This window comes from Clostridium sp., from assembly GCF_017888565.1.
Taxonomy (GTDB): domain Bacteria; phylum Bacillota; class Clostridia; order Clostridiales; family Clostridiaceae; genus Clostridium.
Genome location: NZ_JAGHFX010000097.1, coordinates 103,288 through 124,563, shown reverse-complemented (window position 1 = coordinate 124,563; position 21,276 = coordinate 103,288). Strand labels below are relative to the sequence as shown.

22 protein-coding genes are annotated in these 21,276 nt (G+C 27.5%); 1 reads left to right on the top strand and 21 read right to left on the bottom strand.

Features of this window, described 5'->3' with window-relative positions; all coding sequences use genetic code 11:
• Positions 1 to 100: 100 nt before the first annotated feature.
• The 3 genes from J7M87_RS19325 to dapF form a co-directional block, all read right to left on the bottom strand.
• Complete coding sequence (locus tag J7M87_RS19325; protein WP_291653716.1) at positions 101 to 976, bottom strand: ATPase, T2SS/T4P/T4SS family; 876 nt, start codon at positions 974 to 976, stop codon at positions 101 to 103.
• Between the two features lie 95 nt (positions 977 to 1,071).
• The gene (locus tag J7M87_RS19320; RefSeq protein WP_291653713.1) at positions 1,072 to 2,058 is read right to left on the bottom strand and encodes a hypothetical protein; all 987 of its coding nucleotides are present in this window, start codon (positions 2,056 to 2,058) and stop codon (positions 1,072 to 1,074) included.
• 16 nt (positions 2,059 to 2,074) lie between these two features.
• On the bottom strand, positions 2,075 to 2,896 hold the full coding sequence (gene dapF / locus J7M87_RS19315) for a diaminopimelate epimerase (protein ID WP_291653711.1): 822 nt from the start codon (positions 2,894 to 2,896) through the stop codon (positions 2,075 to 2,077).
• 96 nt (positions 2,897 to 2,992) lie between these two features.
• Here dapF and J7M87_RS19310 point away from each other — a divergent pair, with 96 nt between their 5' ends.
• Positions 2,993 to 4,738 (top strand): NFACT RNA binding domain-containing protein, encoded by a 1,746-nt coding sequence (locus J7M87_RS19310; RefSeq protein ID WP_291653709.1) that lies wholly within the window; start codon positions 2,993 to 2,995, stop codon positions 4,736 to 4,738.
• A 141-nt stretch (positions 4,739 to 4,879) separates the two neighbouring features.
• Here the strand turns inward: J7M87_RS19310 and J7M87_RS19305 are convergent, their stop codons facing one another.
• The 18 genes from J7M87_RS19305 to J7M87_RS19220 all read right to left on the bottom strand — a co-directional run bounded on the left by J7M87_RS19305 (position 4,880) and on the right by J7M87_RS19220 (position 21,264).
• Positions 4,880 to 6,037, bottom strand: a complete 1,158-nt coding sequence (locus J7M87_RS19305) for a class I SAM-dependent RNA methyltransferase (RefSeq protein ID WP_291653707.1) — start codon at positions 6,035 to 6,037, stop codon at positions 4,880 to 4,882.
• An 11-nt stretch (positions 6,038 to 6,048) separates the two neighbouring features.
• Positions 6,049 to 6,588: a bifunctional pyr operon transcriptional regulator/uracil phosphoribosyltransferase PyrR gene (pyrR, locus tag J7M87_RS19300; RefSeq protein ID WP_291653706.1), complete on the bottom strand. Its 540-nt coding sequence runs from the start codon at positions 6,586 to 6,588 to the stop codon at positions 6,049 to 6,051.
• A gap of 11 nt (positions 6,589 to 6,599) precedes the next feature.
• Positions 6,600 to 7,514, bottom strand: a complete 915-nt coding sequence (locus J7M87_RS19295; protein WP_291653704.1) for an RluA family pseudouridine synthase — start codon at positions 7,512 to 7,514, stop codon at positions 6,600 to 6,602.
• A gap of 135 nt (positions 7,515 to 7,649) precedes the next feature.
• A complete protein-coding gene (locus tag J7M87_RS19290; protein ID WP_291653701.1) occupies positions 7,650 to 8,243 on the bottom strand; it encodes a DivIVA domain-containing protein in 594 nt (197 codons plus the stop codon).
• Between the two features lie 17 nt (positions 8,244 to 8,260).
• The gene (locus tag J7M87_RS19285; RefSeq protein ID WP_291653700.1) at positions 8,261 to 9,031 is read right to left on the bottom strand and encodes a YlmH/Sll1252 family protein; all 771 of its coding nucleotides are present in this window, start codon (positions 9,029 to 9,031) and stop codon (positions 8,261 to 8,263) included.
• The gene (locus J7M87_RS19280; RefSeq protein ID WP_291653698.1) at positions 9,031 to 9,207 is read right to left on the bottom strand and encodes a YggT family protein; all 177 of its coding nucleotides are present in this window, start codon (positions 9,205 to 9,207) and stop codon (positions 9,031 to 9,033) included. Before J7M87_RS19280 ends, J7M87_RS19285 begins: the two co-directional genes overlap by 1 nt.
• Positions 9,208 to 9,291: 84 nt before the next feature.
• Positions 9,292 to 9,744, bottom strand: coding sequence for a cell division protein SepF (gene sepF, locus J7M87_RS19275; protein ID WP_291653696.1), 453 nt, complete (start codon positions 9,742 to 9,744; stop codon positions 9,292 to 9,294).
• Positions 9,737 to 10,414: a YggS family pyridoxal phosphate-dependent enzyme gene (locus tag J7M87_RS19270; protein ID WP_291653694.1), complete on the bottom strand. Its 678-nt coding sequence runs from the start codon at positions 10,412 to 10,414 to the stop codon at positions 9,737 to 9,739. Before J7M87_RS19270 ends, sepF begins: the two co-directional genes overlap by 8 nt.
• A 93-nt stretch (positions 10,415 to 10,507) precedes the next feature.
• Positions 10,508 to 11,242, bottom strand: coding sequence for a DUF881 domain-containing protein (locus J7M87_RS19265; RefSeq protein WP_291653692.1), 735 nt, complete (start codon positions 11,240 to 11,242; stop codon positions 10,508 to 10,510).
• Positions 11,243 to 11,593: a small basic family protein gene (locus tag J7M87_RS19260; RefSeq protein WP_291653689.1), complete on the bottom strand. Its 351-nt coding sequence runs from the start codon at positions 11,591 to 11,593 to the stop codon at positions 11,243 to 11,245.
• 15 nt (positions 11,594 to 11,608) lie between these two features.
• On the bottom strand, positions 11,609 to 12,328 hold the full coding sequence (locus J7M87_RS19255; protein WP_291653687.1) for a DUF881 domain-containing protein: 720 nt from the start codon (positions 12,326 to 12,328) through the stop codon (positions 11,609 to 11,611).
• Positions 12,329 to 12,344: 16 nt separating this feature from the next.
• Complete coding sequence (locus tag J7M87_RS19250) at positions 12,345 to 13,094, bottom strand: FtsQ-type POTRA domain-containing protein (RefSeq protein ID WP_291653685.1); 750 nt, start codon at positions 13,092 to 13,094, stop codon at positions 12,345 to 12,347.
• A gap of 366 nt (positions 13,095 to 13,460) precedes the next feature.
• Positions 13,461 to 14,579, bottom strand: coding sequence for a stage V sporulation protein E (gene spoVE / locus J7M87_RS19245; RefSeq protein WP_291653684.1), 1,119 nt, complete (start codon positions 14,577 to 14,579; stop codon positions 13,461 to 13,463).
• A gap of 22 nt (positions 14,580 to 14,601) precedes the next feature.
• Positions 14,602 to 15,576 carry a phospho-N-acetylmuramoyl-pentapeptide-transferase gene (gene mraY / locus J7M87_RS19240; protein WP_291653682.1) on the bottom strand — a complete coding sequence of 325 codons (975 nt, stop codon included), beginning with the start codon at positions 15,574 to 15,576 and terminating at the stop codon, positions 14,602 to 14,604.
• A 34-nt stretch (positions 15,577 to 15,610) separates the two neighbouring features.
• Entirely contained in the window at positions 15,611 to 16,972 is a 1,362-nt protein-coding gene (gene murF, locus J7M87_RS19235; protein WP_291653680.1) for a UDP-N-acetylmuramoyl-tripeptide--D-alanyl-D-alanine ligase, read from the bottom strand.
• Positions 16,973 to 16,987: 15 nt separating this feature from the next.
• Positions 16,988 to 18,439 (bottom strand): UDP-N-acetylmuramoyl-L-alanyl-D-glutamate--2,6-diaminopimelate ligase, encoded by a 1,452-nt coding sequence (locus tag J7M87_RS19230; RefSeq protein WP_291653678.1) that lies wholly within the window; start codon positions 18,437 to 18,439, stop codon positions 16,988 to 16,990.
• 101 nt (positions 18,440 to 18,540) lie between these two features.
• A complete protein-coding gene (locus J7M87_RS19225) occupies positions 18,541 to 20,736 on the bottom strand; it encodes a stage V sporulation protein D (protein WP_291653676.1) in 2,196 nt (731 codons plus the stop codon).
• Between the two features lie 90 nt (positions 20,737 to 20,826).
• On the bottom strand, positions 20,827 to 21,264 hold the full coding sequence (locus tag J7M87_RS19220; protein WP_291653674.1) for a cell division protein FtsL: 438 nt from the start codon (positions 21,262 to 21,264) through the stop codon (positions 20,827 to 20,829).
• Between the last annotated feature and the right edge of the window lie 12 nt (positions 21,265 to 21,276).

The window sequence follows — 21,276 nt, the reverse complement described above, 5'->3', positions numbered from 1 at the left end:
TGATGGAAAATGCAAGTAGAACTATAGCTAAAATTTTTTCAAAATAATTTTTGACGAAATTTTTGACGAAATTCTATAAATCCTTTAAAATAGCCATTTATTAAGGATAGTATGTATCTTGCCTTAATATACTTCTGAGTCCTGTTGCAAATGTAATATTGGCTTTCCTATTTAAACTAACTTGATTTATACCTTTAATTATTACTTCTACTGGATCTTCTAAAGTTGTGATATTAATATCCTTTTTATTAATTTCTTTTAAGATACAATATAATGAACTTGACTTTCCACTCCCTGTAGGACCATTTATGATTACTAATCCATTTTTTAATGCAATTATCTTTTTTAATTTTTTTATTTGGTTTGCATTTAAATTTAAACTGCTAATATTATAATTAAATATTTCTCCATATAGAATTCTAATTACTAGTTTTTCTCCATAAATTATCGGAATAGTAGATAACCTTAAATCATAATTCTTTCCATTTACTTTTATTAAACTTTTGCCATCTTGAGGCCTTCTCTTCTCCGTGATATCCATATTCCCACATACTTTTATTTTGGATAGTAATTTTTGATATTCTTCATTTTTTATCTTTGTAACTCCTATTAATACACCATCAACTCTAAACCTAATGAAAACGTCTTCTTTTTGAGGTTCAAAATGAATATCTGATGCATTTAATTCTATTGCTTTAAATAATAATATATCAAATAACTCCTCTAATTCTCCTACAAATATATTCTTAATTAGTTCAATAAAAAAATCTTCATTCAATTTTATTATTTCTATTTTTTTGTTAAATAGAAACTCTACTTCTTCTTTGTTTTCTAATACCTCATTTGATGTTAATACAATTACTCTATCTTCCTTTATCATGATAGGTAAACATTTGTTTTCAATAGCCTTTAATTTATTTAATTTTCTAGCTATTTCTAAGTTAACTTTCTCCAAGTCAAATTCAAAAATACTCATATAATATCACCATTTAAAATCATACCCAATAAATGTAAAATTATACATATACTCTTAAATAAAAAAGATATTTATAAAATAAATTATAAATATCTTTATCTACACTCTATAAAGTTATATGTTCCAGAAGCACCATCAATTATGCTTATAGTGTCATCAGTACATCTATATATTTTCTCTACTTTAACATCTTCACCACCAACAAAGATTATATTACCATCCTTATCCTTAGAAAGACCTTTTTCTAAGTTTATTAATTTAGGAAAATCATACACTAATCTTTTAGCTTTTTTATCATGATATTTGTATAATGAATAGTTGTTATTTTCTAATTTACCTAATATAAATATCCCCTCTGGAGTAGACTCAACATCACTAACATCTAATACATCTTCTATTACTTCATTAACTTCTCCAGCTTCATCTATTACTTTTAATATCTTTTGTTTTCCTTCTTTTTCTTGTACAAAAACTATTCCATTATCTAAAACTTTTAAAAATTCAACATATCCTAAATCTAATTTATATAAAAGCTTTTCTTCATTGCTATTAATGTTATAAGTAAATATACCATTAGTTTTATCTTCACTTATTCCATAATAAACTAAAGTATTTTCATTTAACCAGTCAATTAATTCACCTGAAATTACAACCTTAGTATCAATTGATATATTCTTATTTTTAGATAAATCCTTTATTTTTAAATCTAAGTATCCATCATTTAAAAAATAAGCTAAATACCTACCATCTTTAGCTAGTTTAGGTGAAATAACCATTTTTTCTTCTTCTATTGTTTTTTCTTTTCCTAGATAATTTATTTTATATTCACCATTTTCATTATATATAAAATTACCACTTTTTAAATCATAAGCTGTAATTATATATTCAGTATCTACTTTTTCATATTTATCATTTATTAAATTATAAATTTGGTATTCTCCTGAATTTTCTATGGCAACTGCTCCATTTAGTATATCAACCTTATTTTCTTCTTCTATTTTACTTTTACATCCATAAAGAAATATACTCATTAACAAAATAAAATTAACAAGGAAAATATTCCTTATCTTTTTTTTATTCATCTTTTACCTCTTTTAATTAATATAGTTCACCTTTACAAATAAACTCTGCGGATCCTATCATATATACATCATTATTTATAATCTCTACTACTAAATTTCCTCCTAAAGTTTCTACATTAACCCTATTTGAGCATAATCCTAATTTTCTTAAAGCCATAACTGAAGCACAACATCCTGTTCCACAAGCTAAAGTAGCTCCAGCACCTCTTTCCCAAGTTTTTACCTCTATATTGTTAACATCAATAACTTTAACAAAGTTAACATTTGTTCCCTCAATAAATAAATTATTTTTTTCTATAACTTTTCCTTCACTAATATTATATTCATCATTATTATTAATTAAAATAGTATGAGGCACTCCCATTAATAAGGTAGTTAATTTATATTCCTTCTCTTCAATTTTAATAATTTCATTTATTAATGAAGTTTTATTGTTTAAAGGAATATCTTTTCCATTAAAACTTGCCTTTCCCATATTAACTTTAACTAATTTAACCTTATTTTTATCATTAATATAAAGTTCTACGCACTTTATACCATCTCCAGTTTCTATGCTAATTATGCTCTTTTCTACTAAGCCATATTCATATAAATATTTAGCAAAGCACCTAATAGCATTACCACACATATTAGCACGAGATCCATCACTATTTATTATTACCATTTTAGCATCTGCAACATTAGATTTTCTTATTACAACTAATCCATCTGCCCCTACTCCAAATCTTCTATTACAAATCTTTTTAGCAATTTCAGTTTCATTTTTAACAAATGTATTTTCATTATCTATAATAAAAATAAAATCATTTCCTAATCCCTGCATCTTTATAAAATTCATAAAAACTCCCCTTTTTACTTTATATGCCCCATTGATAAATTTGCTAATTAAGTGTTATACTATCTTTATCTTATTACCAAAGAAAGGATGATACTTATGGCTTTGGATGGTATCTACTTATATAGTTTAGTATATGATTTAAAAAAATCAATATTAAACTCTAAAATAGACAAAATTAATCAACCAGAAAAAGATGAAGTAATTTTAACTCTAAGAAAAGATAGACAAAATATAAAATTACTAATTTCAGCTTCTTCTAAATTTCCTAGAATTCATTTAACTAATATAAGTAAAACAAACCCCTTACAAGCACCAATGTTTACAATGGTTATGAGAAAATATCTAATTGGTGGTCGAATAACAGATATAACTCAATTAAATGGCGATAGAATTCTTCAATTGCATATTGAGTCTACCGATGAATTAGGATTCGATAGTAAATATATATTAATAGTTGAAATTATGGGGAGACACAGTAATATAACTCTTGTTAGAGAAAGAGATAATAAAGTTATGGAATGTATTAAGCATATTTCTGCTGATATAAATACTTTCAGAGTTTTATATCCCGGTGTAAATTATGTATATCCTCCAAACTCTAACAAACTAAATCCTTTTAACTTCTCAATTAACGATTTTAATTCATATTTAAATAATAATGATATAAGTATTGATGAAGGATTATTTTCAAAAGTATTTACTGGTATAAGTAAATTTCTATCAATAAGTATATATGAAAATTTCCTACAAGATAATAATACCATAAATCAAGAAAATATTTTTAATTTCTTTAAAAATTTCATGGAAAACTTAGAAAATAATTTTAATTTTAAAATTTATAAAGGTAATGAAGTTTTCAAGGATTTTCATTGTATAAAATTAAGCAATTTAGAAAGTCTTTATTCATCAATATCTTTTGAAAATCCAAGTAAATTGCTTGATGAATTTTTTACAGTAAAAGATAAGCAAGATAGGTTATTAAATAGATCTACAGATTTACAAAGGTTAATTTCAACTAACATAGACAGATGCAATAATAAAACTAAAAAATTAAAAAATATTCTTAAAGAATGTGAAGAGAAAGAAAAATATAAGATTAATGGTGATTTATTAACTTCATATATCTATATGTTAAAAAAAGGATTAAAAGAAATATCTTTATTAAATTTTTATGCTGTTGAAGAAGAATATGTAACTATAAAGCTGGATGAAAATAAAACACCATCTGAAAATATACAATATCTTTATAAAAAATATAATAAGCTAAAAAAATCTGAAGAATCTGCATTAGAACAATTAGAGAAAAATGAAGAAGAACTTGAGTATCTAAACTCAGTTATGACAAATATTCTAAACTGTGAAAGCTATATTGAAATAGATGATATAAAAAAAGAATTAATCGAAACTGGATACTTAAAATTTAGAAACATTAATAAGAATAATAAAAAAGATAAATCTTCTAAGCCTATACATTTAATTTCTTCTGATGGAATAGATATTTATATTGGTAAAAATAATATTCAAAACGATTATTTAACTTTAAAATTTGCTAATAAAAATCATATATGGCTTCATACAAAAAATATTCCTGGATCACATGTTATACTTTGTAATGACAATCCATCGGATGTAGCTTTAGAAGAAGCTGGTATACTTGCTGCTTATTATAGCAAAGCTAAGAATTCAACAAAGGTTCCTGTAGATTATACTAAAGTAAAAAACTTAAAGAAACCTAATGGTTCAAAACCAGGTATGGTTATATATCATACTAACTATACTTTATATACAGAGCCATCTTTATATAGTAATTTAAAAATTGAAAACAATAAAATTATAAAATAACAAAAAAGAAACCATATTTTGTATTTACAAATATGGTTTCTTTAATATAAGTTTTAAATAAGTTTTATCCTTAATTGAATACAATAATAAATAATAATATCTTATTAATTTTGTAACTTTACGTATTAGATAACTTAAACGTTATATATGATTTATAAGCATATCCCCATCATTTTTAATAAGTTCATTATCAAAATATTGATAATAATAACATTTTAATTTACCATTATATAATTTTCTATTTTTACTTGACTTCTTTCCAAAGGGTCCTTCAAAGCCTTCATAAGATGTAAGAATATTATAATCCCAATTGAAAAATTTCTTTTTAAAACTTCCAAAAGTTTTATATAATTGTTCCACTTCTTTCTTTTCTCCTAATCTTTCTCCATACGGCGGATTAGAAATTATAAATCCATATTTATTGCTGCTTGAAAAGTCCTTAAAATCTCTTCTTTGAAATTCAATAAATTTTGAAACTCCAGCCTTTTCAGCATTACTTCTTGCTACTTTAAGAATTCTTCCATCTATATCGTATCCTATTAATTTTATATCTTTATTTTTAATTGCTCTTTCAGCACCTTCTCTTACTTGTTCAAAAACATCTGAATCCATTGTTGGCCAAGTTTCACATGTAAAACTTCTACACATTCCAGGTGCGATATTTTGCATAATCATAGCTGCTTCTATAAGTATAGTACCAGAACCACAAAATGGATCAACTAAAACAAATTCTTCCTTCCATCTTGAAATAAGTACCATAGCTGCTGCTAAAGTTTCTTTAAGTGGAGCTGCACCAGCCTCTTCTCTATATCCTCTCTTATGCAACCCTGGTCCTGATGTATCTATAGTTAATGTTACAACATCCTTTAAGATTGATACTTCAATTTTATATAATGGTCCACTTTCTTCAAATTGGCTTATTCCATAAGAATTGCTCATACTATCTACAATAGCTTTTTTTACTATAGATTGACAATCCGGAACACTATGTAAAGTTGATTTAACAGACTTACCGTTAACGTGCATTATACCGTCCTTAGGTATTATATCACTCCATTTTATATTTTTTGTACCTTGGAATAGTTCTTCAAAACTTTTTGCTTCGAACTCTCCCATTTTTATTAATATTCTATCTGCCGTTCTCAAATGTATATTTGCTATTGCAATATCCATTTCATCTCCAGTAAAATGAACTTTACCATTTTCAGTTTTTAAATCTTCATATCCTAAAGCTTTTAATTCCTTTGCTGTAATACCTTCTAATCCGAAGGTAGTAGTTGCAATTAAGTTATATTCCATATTATTCTCCTCTAATTTCCTTCGTAAATTTTCACCGAATCATTTCCATCGATTTCTGCTATTTCAACTGCTATTATCTCACTCTTAGATGTAGGAAGATTTTTCCCTACATAATCAGCTCTTATTGGCAGCTCCTTATGTCCCCTATCTACTAATACTGCAAGTTGTATTTGTTCTGGTCTTCCAGAATCAATTATAGCATCAATTGCTGCTCTTACTGTTCTACAAGTATATAAAACATCATCTACCAATATAACCTTTCTGCCTATAACCTCTACCCCTAAGTCAATATTATTAACTCTTGGTGTATCTTTTATTTCTGTAATATCATCCCTATATAACGTTATATCTACATAACCTACTGGAACTTTTATACCTTCTATACTTTCTATATTCTTTGCAATTCTTTCTGCTAAAGGATAACCTCTTCTTTTAATACCTACTAAAACTATGTTTTCTATACCTTTATTTTTTTCTATTATTTCATGAGATATTCTTATTAGTGTTCTTTTGATAGCTTTATCATCTAATAAATTTGCTTTTAATTTCATTTAATCCACCTCTATTTTCTTATATTTTCTAATAGTTCTAAATAATATTTAGGTAATTCTGAATCAAACTCCATATACTCATTACTTCTTGGATGAATAAATCCCAATGTTTTTGCATGTAATACTTGCCCTTGCAATTTAAACTTTTGCTTTTTATTACCATAAAGAGGATCTCCTACTAAAGGATGAGCAATAGAAGCCATATGAACTCTAATTTGATGTGTTCTTCCAGTTTCTAAAGTGCATTTTACTAAAGCAGTTCCATTATTATATTGTTCTAATACATTATAGTGAGTTACTGCTCTCTTACCATCCTCCACTATTGCCATTTTTAATCTATCCTTTTTATTTCTTCCTATCGGCTTATCTACAGTGCCTTCTATCTTACTGAATTTTCCTTCAACTAGAGCATAATATTCTCTTTTAATACTATGATCTTTAAATTGTTTAGCTAAATGATTATGTGCATCATCATTTTTTGCAATAACTAATATTCCAGATGTATCTTTATCTATTCTATGAACTATCCCAGGCCTTATAACCCCATTTATACCTGATAAGTCTTTACAGTGATAAAGTAATCCATTTACTAATGTACCACTATAATTTCCTGGTGCTGGGTGTACAACTACTCCTTGCGGTTTATTTAAAACTATTACATCTTCATCTTCATATACTATATTAAGATCTATATCTTCTGGCTGAGCATCAAGTTCAATTGGTTCTGGCATAATTACAATAATTTCATCTTGATTTCTTAATTTATAATTACTCTTTATTTCTTTATTATTTACTAATACAGCACCTGAATCAATTAATCCCTGTATAAATGATCTTGATTTTCCTTCTATAATATTAGATAAATATTTATCTATTCTAAGCCCTATATTCTCTTCTTCCATTATTTTAAATACTAGTTCATCCATTAATACGAATCTCCATTTTCTTCATAATTGTTAACATATTATAATTCTTAACACATTATAATACATTAAAACATTACACTCAATAGTTTAAAATTTATTAAAAATAAAAAATCCGTATTAAACGGATTTTATGTATTAGTTTTTAGCGAAAAAGCTTTTTATCTCATCCATATCCTCAGTATAAACTTCTTCTAATTCCTCTATATTTTTACTGGATAGTTCTATGCTTTTTCCAATAGCTACTTCTTCTAATGGTTCTGTAATACTATAATTTTTAGTTAAATCTTTTTCTAATTCATCAAAGGTTTCAGTTTGAGCATTCATAAAGTTTCTAAATTTAGCTCTGAACTTAACAAATTCTTGTTTAACTTTTTCATATTCATCATTTATTGAAACCACATCGTTATGAGCCTTATCTAAAATTTTCTTAGCTACATCATTAGCATTTTTTAAAATCATATCAGATTCTTTTTGAGATGCTTCTCTAGCTTGCTCAGCTGCATTTTGAGCCAATAACAACGTATTTTGAATAGTATTTTCTATTTTAACATAATGTTCTAATTTTTCATTTACTCTTGATAAATTTTCTTTTAATCTTGAATTTTCTTTATAAAGCTCTTCATAATTTTCTATAATTTCATTTATAAATTCATCAACCTCATCACAATCGTATCCTCTAAATCCCTTTTTAAATTCTTTGTTACTTATATCCATTGGAGTAAGCTTCATAAAATCACCTCTACACATCATATATATTTTTTAATTACAATTCTCTGTTTACCACTTCTAGTTCCGCCAATAACATCTCCAATTATAAATTTTCCAATTCCTCTAATTGTAACTCTAGTGTCCTTTACAATGTCTTGACTCTTATCTTTCGCTCTTACATAATTTATTAAAACCTTGCGACTATCTATAAGCTCAATGGCTTTTGTTCTTGACAGGCTAGAGAGTTTAGCAACAATGCTATCTGCTCGTAAAGAAGAAACAGTAATAACTATTTCTTCAAAATTAACAGATGGTATATCACTTATATTATCTATAATTTTTATCTCTATTGGTGATTTTCCTATATGAGATAAATTATTTATTATATAATCACTTATTTCTTCTAAAACAGGCAAATAAGCACTATTTTCTTTTACAATTATATCACCTAATTTATTACGTTCAATTCCTAATGATAAAATTGAACCTAAATAATCTTTATGCTTTAAATTAGAAAAATTTGATTTATTATTAATTTCTAATATTTTTATAGGATAATCAGTATTGTAATAATTATTAAAACAGATCATTCTTCTTTCACATTCTTCAAAGAACCCATTTGCTTCAAATATAACTTCATTATTACTACAACAATTTTTAAAAAAGCTCCATATATTAGGTGAATAAAAACTACTTGTAAAAACAGTTATATCTTTTTCGTAAGCTAGCTTATATTTTTCATATATTTTTATAGCTTCCTTTGCATCATCTTCATTAAAACTTTTTAGAATTGTTTCTTTTTTAAGCATTAAAATAAAATCCTAATATAAGATAATAACATAATCGCAAACAATGGTGAAAAATCAATCATACTATTTCTTAAAAGTTTATCTTGTAAAAACCTAAAAGGCTTTAATATTGGATTATTAAATGATGCAATTAGTCCATAAAAAGCAGTTTCTCTAATACTTGGTAAAATAGACATTATAACTTCTGCAAAAATAGTTATTTCTAAAACTCTTGTTATTAAATTTATTGCTGTAAATATTATTCCTATTTAAATCTCCTCCTACTTATTCCAATTGAATAATGCCTTTGAACTTAGTTCATTTTTTAATTCATTTGTAACTTCTACATTTGAAGGTGATAATAAGTAAACTCTTTGTTCTATTTCTTGTAAGGTAGCACCTAAAACATAACAAGATCCGCTAATAAAATCTACTAATCTTTGTGCTATTTTTGTTTCTAAAGTAGTAGCATTAACTAAAACTATCTTTCTTGCTTTTATTGCATCTGCTATTTCTCTAGCATCATCATAATTTGTAGGTTTTGTTACCATAACTTTGGCAGTTGATGCAGTATGAATATTTACTACTTTATTTCCTTTTTGCTTTGATATAATCGGCTCAATTTCCTCTTGTATTTCTTCTTCCTCTGCTTCAGTATCTTCTAAATCTTCAAAATCATCCTCATATTCACCAAGCCCAATTATTTCCTTAAACTTTCCAAACATATTACTCATTCTTCGCTCCTCCTACTATATTTCTTTTACCAAATATTCCTTCTCCAACTCTTATTAAGTTAGACCCTTCTTTAATAGCTATTTCATAATCATTTGTCATTCCCATAGATAAAATCTCCATTGAAATATTTTTATATGATTTTTCACTTAAATCATCATATATACTTTTCATTTTTTTAAAATAATATCTATTTGTATCTTCATTTCCTTTTGGAATTATGGCCATTAATCCTTTAACCTTGCAATTATTGCAGATTTCAATTTCATTTATCAAATCATTTAATTCTTCTTCAAAAATTCCACTTTTACTTTCTTCTTTACCTATATTTATTTGTATTAAAAGATTAGCTATAGAATTTTTTTTAGAAAATTCACTTTCTATCTTTTTTAACAGCTTAATACTTGACAAAGAATGTATTAAGTGAACTTTACCAACTAAATATTTAACTTTATTAGTTTGTAAGCTACCTATAAAATGCCATCTTATATCTTTTTCAAGAGATTCCTCTTTATCAATAAGTTCCTGAACTTTATTTTCTCCAAAATCTCTCTGACCAGTTTTATATGCAATTTCTATAGCTTCTATAGGCTTAGTTTTTGAAACTGCTACTAGTGTGACATCCTTAGGTAAACTTCCTCTCAATTTAATTATACTTTCGTCTATATCCAAGTCATTTCCTCCTAAAGAAGTTATTTACACATTGTAAATATTCTTCAAAAAAACTTAAATTCCTTCAATTTCTAAATATTTTTTAATAAAATTTTATTTTTCCTCATATCTTTGCATATATCTTGCTTCTACGCTTTGCTTTGTAACAGGAAGAATTATTTCATCCTTTACTTCTATTTCTACTTTTATCTTTCTTATAATCAACTTTTGTATAAAACTATTTTCTGCTAATAGATATGCTTTCATTTCTTCTGGATTACCTATAGCATAAATATAAAATGGAGCTGAAGCCATTGACTCATCTTCAAATCCTATCTGAGAAGAATAACACTTTACTCCTGTATTAGGTAATATTCTATGATTATTCATAGTAATTGCCTCTGCTCCTGCATTTCTTAGTTCATTTAAAACCATTGCTAAGTCATTCTCATGAAATATCTTTCTCCATACTTCATAATCAGCATCTAAACTACTATCTATATCGCCGTCTTTTATCTCTATTACTAAACCTGGTCCTTTAACTGATGTAATTCCGCTTAAGGCTCCATAATCAATCAATTGATTTCTCATATCTTGCACTAATTTCTCTTTTTTTTCAGGGTCATTTCCTTTATATTTGTTTATTTTATACCTATAATCTATATTTTCACTCTTTATTTTTTCTATTTCATTATACAACTTACTTCTTTCTTCTACTGCATTTTTATATTCTAATGCATTTAAAGATATATTTGTTTGTGTATTATTTAAATTAATACTATTTACTATAAGAAATCCTGTTATGATTGCAGCTACTAAAATAAGAAATCCTGATTTTATATTCTTCATTTATTCACCTCGTTTACGAGATTTTAGCTTTTCAATTAATAGTCTTCTTATAACTGCAAAGTTATCAAATATTCTACCTCCAAAAACAATAACTGCTGCTATATACATTGGAATTCCAAGTTTATCTCCTAAGTATGCAAGACCTGCTACTAATACTGCATTACCAAAAAATCCCGAAATAAATATATCTGATTTAAAGTTTTTTGATAAGGTTGCTCTTACTGCTCCAAAAACGGAATCTAAACATGCTAAAATAGCAACCGACATATAGGGAGATAGTGTATCTGGTATATTTACATCTAATAATAACCCTAAGAGCACACCTATTAATAATCCTATAAATGCTATCATAAAAATCTCCCTTCTTTAATTCACAGGCTTAATAAATTCACTCTTTAAAGACTGTGTAGTTTTATTTATAATAATTTCATCACTCTCATCCACTTTAATGTCATAACTTTTTAATGCCCCATACTCTAATACTCCAATAAAATTTATTGAAGTTTTTAATGCTTGCTTATCACCTATAGCTTTTATTACTATCTTATCATTTGGATCTATTTGCCCAGCAGTTCCTACCCAAATCCAATTACCTGAATTTTTAATACCGCTTTGAGGAGTAACTCTATAATCATTTACAGATATTGCTTCTGCTTTTACGTATCTAAGAGTATTAACTATGTGAGTTAATTCCTCTTCACTAATAATTCTATTTGTAGATGCATTATTAGATCCAAAAATATTATTTTTAGGAGCTATAGTTATAACTATACCTGGTCCCTTAACATCTACTAATCCTAAGTTCATTCTTGCGTTATCAAGTTGTTTTTTTATTTCAGCTTCAACTTCGCCTTCCTTAGCTGCTGTTTCTTCTAATTGTTTTAATTCCTCTGATAAGCTACTATTTGATTTAATTAATTCTTCTTTTTCTTTCTTTAAAGCCTCTATTTCAGAAATTATATTTAAATTTTGTGCTTCTATATTGCTTTTATTTTTTTCATTCAATAACTTAAATTGATGTGCAAGCAAAAATCCAAGAAGCGCACAAACAATAGCAATAAATATTTGCGATGTTGCTCTTTTCATATAGTTTCCCCCTTATTTAGTTAATTTGCTTTATAACTGGTGGTCCATTAAAACTCATATCTATATAACCTTTTGAAATAACTCCTTGTTCAATAGCATTAAGCGCTAAATTCATTTTATCTGTTAAATCATTGCTATCTCCAATCATTATCTCTACATTCTGTATATAACAAACTATATTGTTCAAATCTTCAATATTTATTTGCGAAAAAACATATTCTTGTGGCATAGATTCTATTATGTTATAAAATTTTTCTAGAGTATCTGGAATATTTATATCATCTGATATCTTATCTCCAACAACTTTTCCAGATAAATCTATTCCTATTAACTTAATTAAATTTCTATCGTCCATTACAGCTAATTCTTCAACTATTATACCTTCATTATTAATGGCCTTTATTTTTCCATCACTTTCAAAGTAATATGCAATTTTATTTTCTTTTATATTTATGTTCAAAGAATTTATTCCTTTTTTATTAATCTTTATTTCTTTTATATAGGGATTTTCTTTTAGCTCTTTTTCTATTTCATTATAATCTATAGTAAATATATTTTCACCTATATGATATTTCAACTTTTCTTGTAAACTTTCATTAGATAATGTAACTAACCCACTTATATTTATTTTCTTTAAATTGAAAATTGGAGATTTATATATGAATATTATAATACCGATTATAATAACAAATAATCCTAATGTTAATCTTTTAATTATTTTATTTCTCTTTTTTCTTCTTATAAATTTATTCGACTTATTCTTCATAATTCCCCTACTTTTACATAATATAATGACATAATATAATAATATCACTTTCTGGGTATTTTTTCATTATTATTTTTACTAAATTTAAATTTTTTATAATAATTTAATATTTTCTTAAATAATTTGCTATCTATAAAAAATCATATACATTTATTTGCTTATTATATAACTTCATTTTTAATTAATTCTATTTATATATCTCAGCTAAAAATGAAAAAAATTATCAAATAGTAGATCTTTTTATAAATGTTAACTCTCTATTTTTTATTATATAATTACATTCTTAATGCATTCTTTTACTTTCCTATAAAGTAAAAAAAGAGTAAGAATTTTAATATCCTACTCTTTCATTTTATATAGTTATAATTATACTTCTTTTCCTTGTACTTGCCTTGATATGTTCAAAAGTATTCCCATTGCCATCATATTTATTACTAACGATGTTCCACCATAACTAATAAAAGGCATTGGTACACCAGTTACAGGCATTGATCCTGTTACAACCGCAATATTGATAATAGCTTGAACTGCAATTATAGATGTTATTCCTATAGATAAAAGTGTTCCATAAGTATCCTTAGCTTTCATGGCAACTTTAATTCCCCTCCAAACAAAGAATACAAATAGTGCAATTATAAATAAACATCCTATTAATCCAAGTTCTTCTCCTATAATAGAGAAAATAAAGTCATTATGCGGTTCTGGCATATATAAAGTTTTTTGCCTTGACTGTCCAAGACCAAGTCCTGTTACCCCTCCAGCTCCCAAGGCATAAAATGATTGGATTAATTGATAACCATCTCCCGCTGGATCTTTCCATGGATTTAAAAAGTTAAGCATTCTTGCTCTTCTATAATCTTCTCCAAATATAAAAAACATAACAGCAACTAATAACACTGGAGCAACTTTTCCAAATAAATCTTGGATTCTTCCACCAGCAACAAATAACATTATGAATGTAACTATCATAATAATAGCTGCTATACTTAAGTTTTTTTCTAATAATATCATACCTGCGAAAAAACCTGCAACTCCTAAATATGGTACTATACCAGTCCAAAACTTTTTAACACCATCTCCCTTTAAATCTAAGCTCATCGCTAAAAATAAAACTACTACATATTTAGTAAGCTCAGATGGCTGGAAAGATAAAGGTCCAAGCTGTATCCATCTCTTTGCTCCATTTACTGCTGGAAAGAAAAATACTGCTACTAGTAACGGTATAGTCACAATTAAAAGATGGGGAGTAATTTTTTTCAGCTTATGGTAATCTAAGTTAGCCATAAATCCCATAATAGCTAATCCACTAATAGCCCAAATCAATTGTTTTTTTAGATACACCATGCTATCACCTTCTTTAAACATAGCATAGTATGAACTCGCTGAATATATCATAATTACCCCTATTGCTAATAATAATATAACAGCATAAAATATACCATAGTCAATTTCGCCCATTCTTACTTTGGGCTTTTTTTCTCTCATAAAAACTCCTCCAATCTAGTGATTAAAGGGCTATAAATCCTATGAAGCATAATATTACAGTTACTATAGAAAAGACTGTAACGATTTTTGTTTCACTCCATCCTACTTGCTCAAAATGATGATGAATTGGTGCCATTTTAAATAATCTTTTACCTCTTAATTTATATGATGAAACTTGTAAAATTACTGATAAAGTTTCAAATACATAAATTCCACCAACAATAACTAATATTAAAGGCAGTTCTAAAACTAATGCAATAGTTGCTATCGCACCTCCAATTGCTAAAGATCCAGTGTCACCCATAAACACCTTTGCAGGATATGCATTAAACTTTAAAAATCCTAGCAATCCTCCTGCTAATACAATTGAAAATACTGCTAAAGACTCATGCTTCATTGTAAATGCTATAACTGCAAAAAATGTTAACACTAAAACACTAACGGTAGATGCTAATCCATCTAATCCATCCGTTAAATTTACTGCATTTGTTGCACCAGCATAATACACTATTACAAAAGGAATATAAAGAATTCCAAGTGGAATTTTTGTATCTATAAATGGTATTCTTAAAGTCGTTCCTAAATTAACATATCCATATACTGCAATTGCAGTTGAGAAAATGATTAATAGCAACATTTTTTGCCATGCTTTTAAGCCTTCATTTTGTTTCTTTATAATTTTTAGGATATCATCTAAAAATCCTATAAATCCAAAAGCAAGTAATGAATATAGTGCAATCATTGCTTCATCTGTAGGACTAAATCTCATTACCACCATAACTATCACTGTTGAAATTATAAATATAATTCCTCCTATAGTTGGAGTCCCTGCTTTTTTTAGATGGCTTTGAGGCCCTTCTTTTCTTATATTTTGACCAAACTTTAATCTTCTAAGCATTGGTATTGTTATAGGACCCAGTATTAATGATACTATAAACGCTAGTACTAATCCTATTGTTAAGTTCGACGTAAATATGTCTATTAATTTCTCCCCCATTGTACCTGCCTATAAAGGCAGTTCACCTCCTTCGTTATATTGAGACTTCTTCTAATGAACTAACTATATCTTCAAACTTCATACCTCTTGAAGCCTTTACTAAAACTACATCACTTTCTTTAATTATAGTATCTATTTTATCTATACACTCTTCTTTTGTAGCAAAAGTAATGATATTTTCTCCTGTAAATCCTTTTTTAAAACACTCTTTGTATTCTCCTATTGCTATTAATAAATCAACTTTACTTAACGCATAGTTTCCTACTTCAATATGTGATTTTACAGCCTCTTCGCCTAATTCATTCATAGTCCCAAGTATAGCTATTTTTCTTCCTGTTTTATAAGTACTAAGTACATCCATCGAAGATTTCATTGAATCCGGGCTAGCATTATAACAATCATTTATAATTGTTATTTTGTTTCCTTTAATAACTTGTAGCCTCATTGATGTAGCTTCTAAATTTTTTATACCTTTTTTCATTTCATCAAAAGTAACATTTAATTTTTTAGCCACTTCTACTGCAAGCATAGAATTTAATATATTATGTTTGCCAGCCATAGGTATTGTAAATATACTTTCTTCATTTTTATCCTTAACTGTAAATGTTGTTTTGTCCTCCTCTAGTATAATATTAAATGCATAAACATCATATTCATGATTATATCCAATTTTTAGAATTTCAAAACACTTGTCTTTTATTTTTAACAAGTTTTCATCTTCTCCATTTATTATAAGAGTGTTTGTTTCATCAAAATAATTAAATATTTCACTTTTAGCTTTTAATATATTATCTTGAGTTTTTAGATTTTCTATATGAGATAATCCTATATTGGTTATAACAGCTATATCTGGTCTTGCGCAATTTGCAAGAACATCTATTTCGCCTAAGTTACTCATTCCCATTTCTAAAACCGCTACATCTATAGAGCTATCAAGTTCTAAAATCATTAAAGGTAACCCTATCTGATTATTAAAGTTTCCTTTTGTTTTAAAAACCTTATATTTCTCACTTAAAAATGCAGCAATCAAATCCTTTGTAGATGTTTTTCCACATGATCCAGTAACTCCTATAACTTTTAAACCTAGCTTTTTCCTATAGTAATTGGCAAGATTTAATAGAGCTTTTTCAGTATCTTCAACTTTTATTACTGTTTGTAGATTATCTGTATTATTTAAATCAAATAATATTTCATCAACTATTGCTACAGAAGCTCCTTTTGAAAAAGCTTCTATAACAAATTTATTTCCATTAAATCTTTCACCTTTTATAGCAAAATAAATATTGTTCTTTTCTATTTTTCTAGTATCAATACAAACACTGTTGAAATCAGTTTTTCCTTTAACTATTAATTCACCATTCATGGCTTCTAAAAGTTCATTTAAAGATAATTCCAATTTATCCACCTCTAATTACTTCTTCTTACTTACTAAAATTTCATTTACTACTTCTCTTTCATCAAAATGAATTACACCTTCATTTGTTATTTGATAATTTTCATGTCCTTTACCAGCTAAAACAACAACGTCTCCTTCTTCAGCCATACCTAAAGCAAGCTTAATTGCTTCAACTCTGTTTTCAATTGCTAAATAATTTGACTTTGTAATACCTGAAACTATTTCTTTTATAATTGCCATTGGATCTTCTTCTCTTGGATTATCTGATGTAATTATTGCCAAATCTGCAAGTTCTGTTCCAATCCTTCCAAGTTCAGCTCTCTTTACTTTATCTCTATCTCCACCACATCCATATACGGCTATCAATCTATTTTTAGTAAATCCTTTTAAAGTTTCTAAAATATTTTTCAATCCATCAGGAGTATGAGCAAAATCTATTATTATATCGTATGGTATGTTATATTTATAACCTATCCTTTCGCATCTTCCTGGTACAACAACATCTAATAGTCCTTTTCTTATTGACTCACTATTAATTCCTAAAATACTCATTGCTCCTATTGCCCCTAAAGCATTATATACATTATATTCTCCTGGTAAAACTGAATTAAATTCTTCTCCATTTATCTTAAAATGTATATCTCCTTCTTTTAGAATAAGCTCTGATGCTTTAAAGTCACTATTATTCTTTATTGAATAAGTTTTAATCTCTTTATTTTCTAGTTTTTCAACATCTTTTAAAACTCTATATCCATAATCATCATCAACATTTATTACGCTAGCCTTACTTCTTTCAAATAGTTTAAATTTGGCGTTGTAATAATTATCAAAAGTTTTATGGAAATCTAAATGATCTCTAGTTAGATTAGTGAATATTCCCACCTCGAACTCACAACCATAAACTCTATTTAATTGTAATGAATGTGATGAAACTTCCATCACACAATACTCACAATTTGCCTCTACCATATCCTTAAATAGTTTTTGAAGTTCTAATGATTCAGGAGTAGTTCTTTCAGATTTAAGCTTAGTTTCTCCAATATAATTAGCTATTGTTCCAACAAGTCCAACTTTCTTACCCGCTTTCTCAAGCATTGATTTAAGTAAATATACTGTTGTAGTTTTACCATTTGTACCTGTAACTCCTATTAATTTTAAAGACTTTGTTGGATGACCATAATAATTTGCTGACATTGTAGCAAGAGCTTTTCTTCCCTCATTAACAAGAAGAACTGTTACTCCTTCTCTTTTAATATTTATTTTTTTCTCACAAAGCACTACCTTAGCACCAGCTTCTATAGCTTTATTAGCATAATCATGTCCATCAACTTCGAAACCTGTAAGACATACGAATAAATCACCTTCATTTACTTTTCTACTATCATATTGAATGTGATTTACTTCTTTTTCTAATGCCCCTTCTAACAATTCATAATTTACTCCCTTTAATAAATCTAATAACTTCATTTCACCATCTCCTTAATATTCTAAAAAGAACTCCCTATGTCTTTTGTATAAAAATTTAGCATGTGAGTGTCCCACATGCTAATGTAAAGGGATATTCTAAATTAATCTCCATATTCTTCGCTTAATACAAGTTTTACATTTGTTCCTTTTGTTATCATTTCACCCTTTGGAATACTTTGCTTCACTATTGCGCCCTCACCTTCAAATGTATAATTTATACCTAAATCATTTAAAATTTTGGATGCAGACTCTAAGGAGTACCCCCTTAAATCAGGCATAACGACATTTTTATTATAAGACTCTGAGTCTCCTGTGTCTATATTAATCTTGGAATTTTCTTTAACCGTGTATCCTGGATAAGGCTTCACACTTGTTATTATAGACCCATTTCCTTCAATATTATACTCTAAATTATATTCTTTTAATATTTTTTTTGCTTCATCTATTTCAAGCCCTCTTATTTCAGGAATAACTACATCCTTCACAATACTATCTATATCATCCTTTGATATTTCTGAACTCATATAATTAAATATATCTGTAAATAACTCATTTGCAAGTGGAGCTACTATTTGTCCAGCATAATAAGTTCCCGTTCCAGGCTCATCTATAGAAATAAATACCGAAACCTGTGGATTATCAGCTGGTGCAAATCCTGCTAAGGAAGATATATATTTACCTGATTCATATCCACCACCATTTGGATTAACTTTTTGAGCTGTTCCTGTTTTAGCCGCAATATGATATCCTTCAACATAAGCTTTACTTGAACCTCCATATGAAACTGTTCTTTCTAAATAATCTCTTAAAATTGCAGTATTTTCTTCACTTAAAACTTCTGTTATTTTTGGTTCAAATGTATCATCAACAACAGTATTCCCATTTTCATCTTTAGAAGTAACTTCTTTCATTATATGAGGTTGAATTAACTTTCCACCATTTACAATGCTATTAAATGCCGTCATATATTGTATTGCATTTACAGTATTTGTTTGACCAAATGAAATTGTCGCAAGATCAGCTTCATTGATCTTTTCTGTTTTTTTAACAATTCCCTTTGCTTCTCCTGGTAAGTCAACTCCACTAACTTTACCAAAGCCTAATTTAGCTATATACTCATTTAACTTTTCTTTTCCTATTCTTTTACCAATTTCCATAAATCCAACGTTACATGAGTTTTGAAGTATTTCTGGTAATATTTGTGTGCCATGACCTGATGTTTTCCAACACTTAATTGTATGAGGCCCAATTTTTAAACTTCCGTTACAAGTAAATGTATCTGATTCCTTAACGAGACCTTCTTCTAAGTTTCCAATCATAGTTACAACCTTAAAAATTGATCCTGGTTCAAAAGTATCATTGACTAAATGATTTCTCCACATTTTTTGAACTTTTTCTCCTGTAGTTGAACCTTCGTAATCTTCTGCACCTTCATATGGGCTATTTGGATCAAAATCAGGTTTATTCACCATTGCTAATATTTCACCATTGCTTGGATTCATTATAATTATAGAAACTTGCTTTGCCTGATTATCTTTATAACCTTTTTCAGCTATTTTTTCAGCAAAAGACTGCAAATTCGCATCTATTGTTAATGTAACATCCTTTCCATCTACTGGAGGTGTAAATTTAGATATTGTATATGGTAATTGATCATTATATTTATCTAATTCTGAAATACGAAGTCCTGGAGTACCTGATAAATAATCATTATATTGTAACTCTACTCCAGTTAAACCTTGCCCATCAATATTAGTACTACCTAAAACATGAGCTAAAAAGTTTCCATTTGGATAATATCTTTTTGTATCTGGAGATACAATCACTCCAGGTATGTTTAAATCTTTAACTTTATCTGCCTGTTCTTTTTCAATTCTCCTGACTAACGTTGCTGCACCTGCATCTGCTCCACTTGGAAGCTTTGTATTTAGCTTTTTAAGAACTTTTTCTACATCCATTTCTAACGCTTCTGCTATTTTAGGAGCTATTGAATCATTAGTTAAATTTTCTTTCCTTAAATGTGACCTTATCGAGTTTAAGTCAAAATCTACTCTATAAACATTTGCAGATACTGCAAGTTCTACTCCATTTCTATCAAGTATCCTTCCTCTTCTTGCATCAATTCTAACTTCACTTGTCCACTGTTCTTCAGCTCTTGCTGAGTACTCTCCTCTTTTAACTATCATTATGTAGGACAGTCTTATTATTAAAAGAGAAAATAAACACGTTAATGCGGTAAGCGCTAATGATATTCTTTTTTTCATTAGCGCTTTATCTCTATAATTCTTCTTATTCACATCAATGCCTCCATGTAATTTTTTAATAACATGTAGAGTGTAAACTTAACACTCTTTATCTTGGCAAGTGTACTATTCTATAACTTATGTTTATTCCCCTAAGTTAGCAAAAAAGTTTTTAGTTAAATCTACTTCTACTGAATCATTTTTATCCGGAATTTTCATTCCAGATTTATTAGCTACATCCTTTATATCTGCTAGTGATGAATATCTTAATAAGTTTACTCTTAATGCTTCTCCTTCTGCAGTAACAGTCTTTATTTCACTTTTTACTTTTGAAAGATCATTTTGCATTCTATAAACCTTACCATCTCTTGCAATAGTGCTAACACCTAAAATTAAAGCAATACAAGATACTTGTAATATACTTTTTACAGTAGCCTTTTTTGCTGCCTTTTCTTTTCTTTGTAGTTCTCTTTGTCTTCTTTCTTGCTTTTCTCTTTCTATTCTCTTGTCTATCTCATTATATTTTCTCTTTGGAGTTAATACTGTATTACCCCTTATATAATCATATTCTCTCTCAACCATTTTATTACATCC

Bases quoted from the DNA above. Each gene is read 5' to 3' on its own strand.
- J7M87_RS19325 (WP_291653716.1), bottom strand. From the start codon at position 976: ATGAGTATTTTTGAATTTGACTTGGAGAAAGTTAACTTAGAAATAGCT.
- J7M87_RS19320 (WP_291653713.1), bottom strand. From the start codon at position 2,058: ATGAATAAAAAAAAGATAAGGAATATTTTCCTTGTTAATTTTATTTTG.
- dapF (WP_291653711.1), bottom strand. From the start codon at position 2,896: ATGAATTTTATAAAGATGCAGGGATTAGGAAATGATTTTATTTTTATT.
- J7M87_RS19310 (WP_291653709.1), top strand. From the start codon at position 2,993: ATGGCTTTGGATGGTATCTACTTATATAGTTTAGTATATGATTTAAAA.
- J7M87_RS19305 (WP_291653707.1), bottom strand. From the start codon at position 6,037: ATGGAATATAACTTAATTGCAACTACTACCTTCGGATTAGAAGGTATT.
- pyrR (WP_291653706.1), bottom strand. From the start codon at position 6,588: ATGAAATTAAAAGCAAATTTATTAGATGATAAAGCTATCAAAAGAACA.
- J7M87_RS19295 (WP_291653704.1), bottom strand. From the start codon at position 7,514: ATGGATGAACTAGTATTTAAAATAATGGAAGAAGAGAATATAGGGCTT.
- J7M87_RS19290 (WP_291653701.1), bottom strand. From the start codon at position 8,243: ATGAAGCTTACTCCAATGGATATAAGTAACAAAGAATTTAAAAAGGGA.
- J7M87_RS19285 (WP_291653700.1), bottom strand. From the start codon at position 9,031: ATGCTTAAAAAAGAAACAATTCTAAAAAGTTTTAATGAAGATGATGCA.
- J7M87_RS19280 (WP_291653698.1), bottom strand. From the start codon at position 9,207: ATGTCTATTTTACCAAGTATTAGAGAAACTGCTTTTTATGGACTAATT.
- sepF (WP_291653696.1), bottom strand. From the start codon at position 9,744: ATGAGTAATATGTTTGGAAAGTTTAAGGAAATAATTGGGCTTGGTGAA.
- J7M87_RS19265 (WP_291653692.1), bottom strand. From the start codon at position 11,242: ATGAAGAATATAAAATCAGGATTTCTTATTTTAGTAGCTGCAATCATA.
- J7M87_RS19260 (WP_291653689.1), bottom strand. From the start codon at position 11,593: ATGATAGCATTTATAGGATTATTAATAGGTGTGCTCTTAGGGTTATTA.
- J7M87_RS19255 (WP_291653687.1), bottom strand. From the start codon at position 12,328: ATGAAAAGAGCAACATCGCAAATATTTATTGCTATTGTTTGTGCGCTT.
- J7M87_RS19250 (WP_291653685.1), bottom strand. From the start codon at position 13,094: ATGAAGAATAAGTCGAATAAATTTATAAGAAGAAAAAAGAGAAATAAA.
- spoVE (WP_291653684.1), bottom strand. From the start codon at position 14,579: ATGAGAGAAAAAAAGCCCAAAGTAAGAATGGGCGAAATTGACTATGGT.
- mraY (WP_291653682.1), bottom strand. From the start codon at position 15,576: ATGGGGGAGAAATTAATAGACATATTTACGTCGAACTTAACAATAGGA.
- J7M87_RS19230 (WP_291653678.1), bottom strand. From the start codon at position 18,439: ATGAAGTTATTAGATTTATTAAAGGGAGTAAATTATGAATTGTTAGAA.
- J7M87_RS19220 (WP_291653674.1), bottom strand. From the start codon at position 21,264: ATGGTTGAGAGAGAATATGATTATATAAGGGGTAATACAGTATTAACT.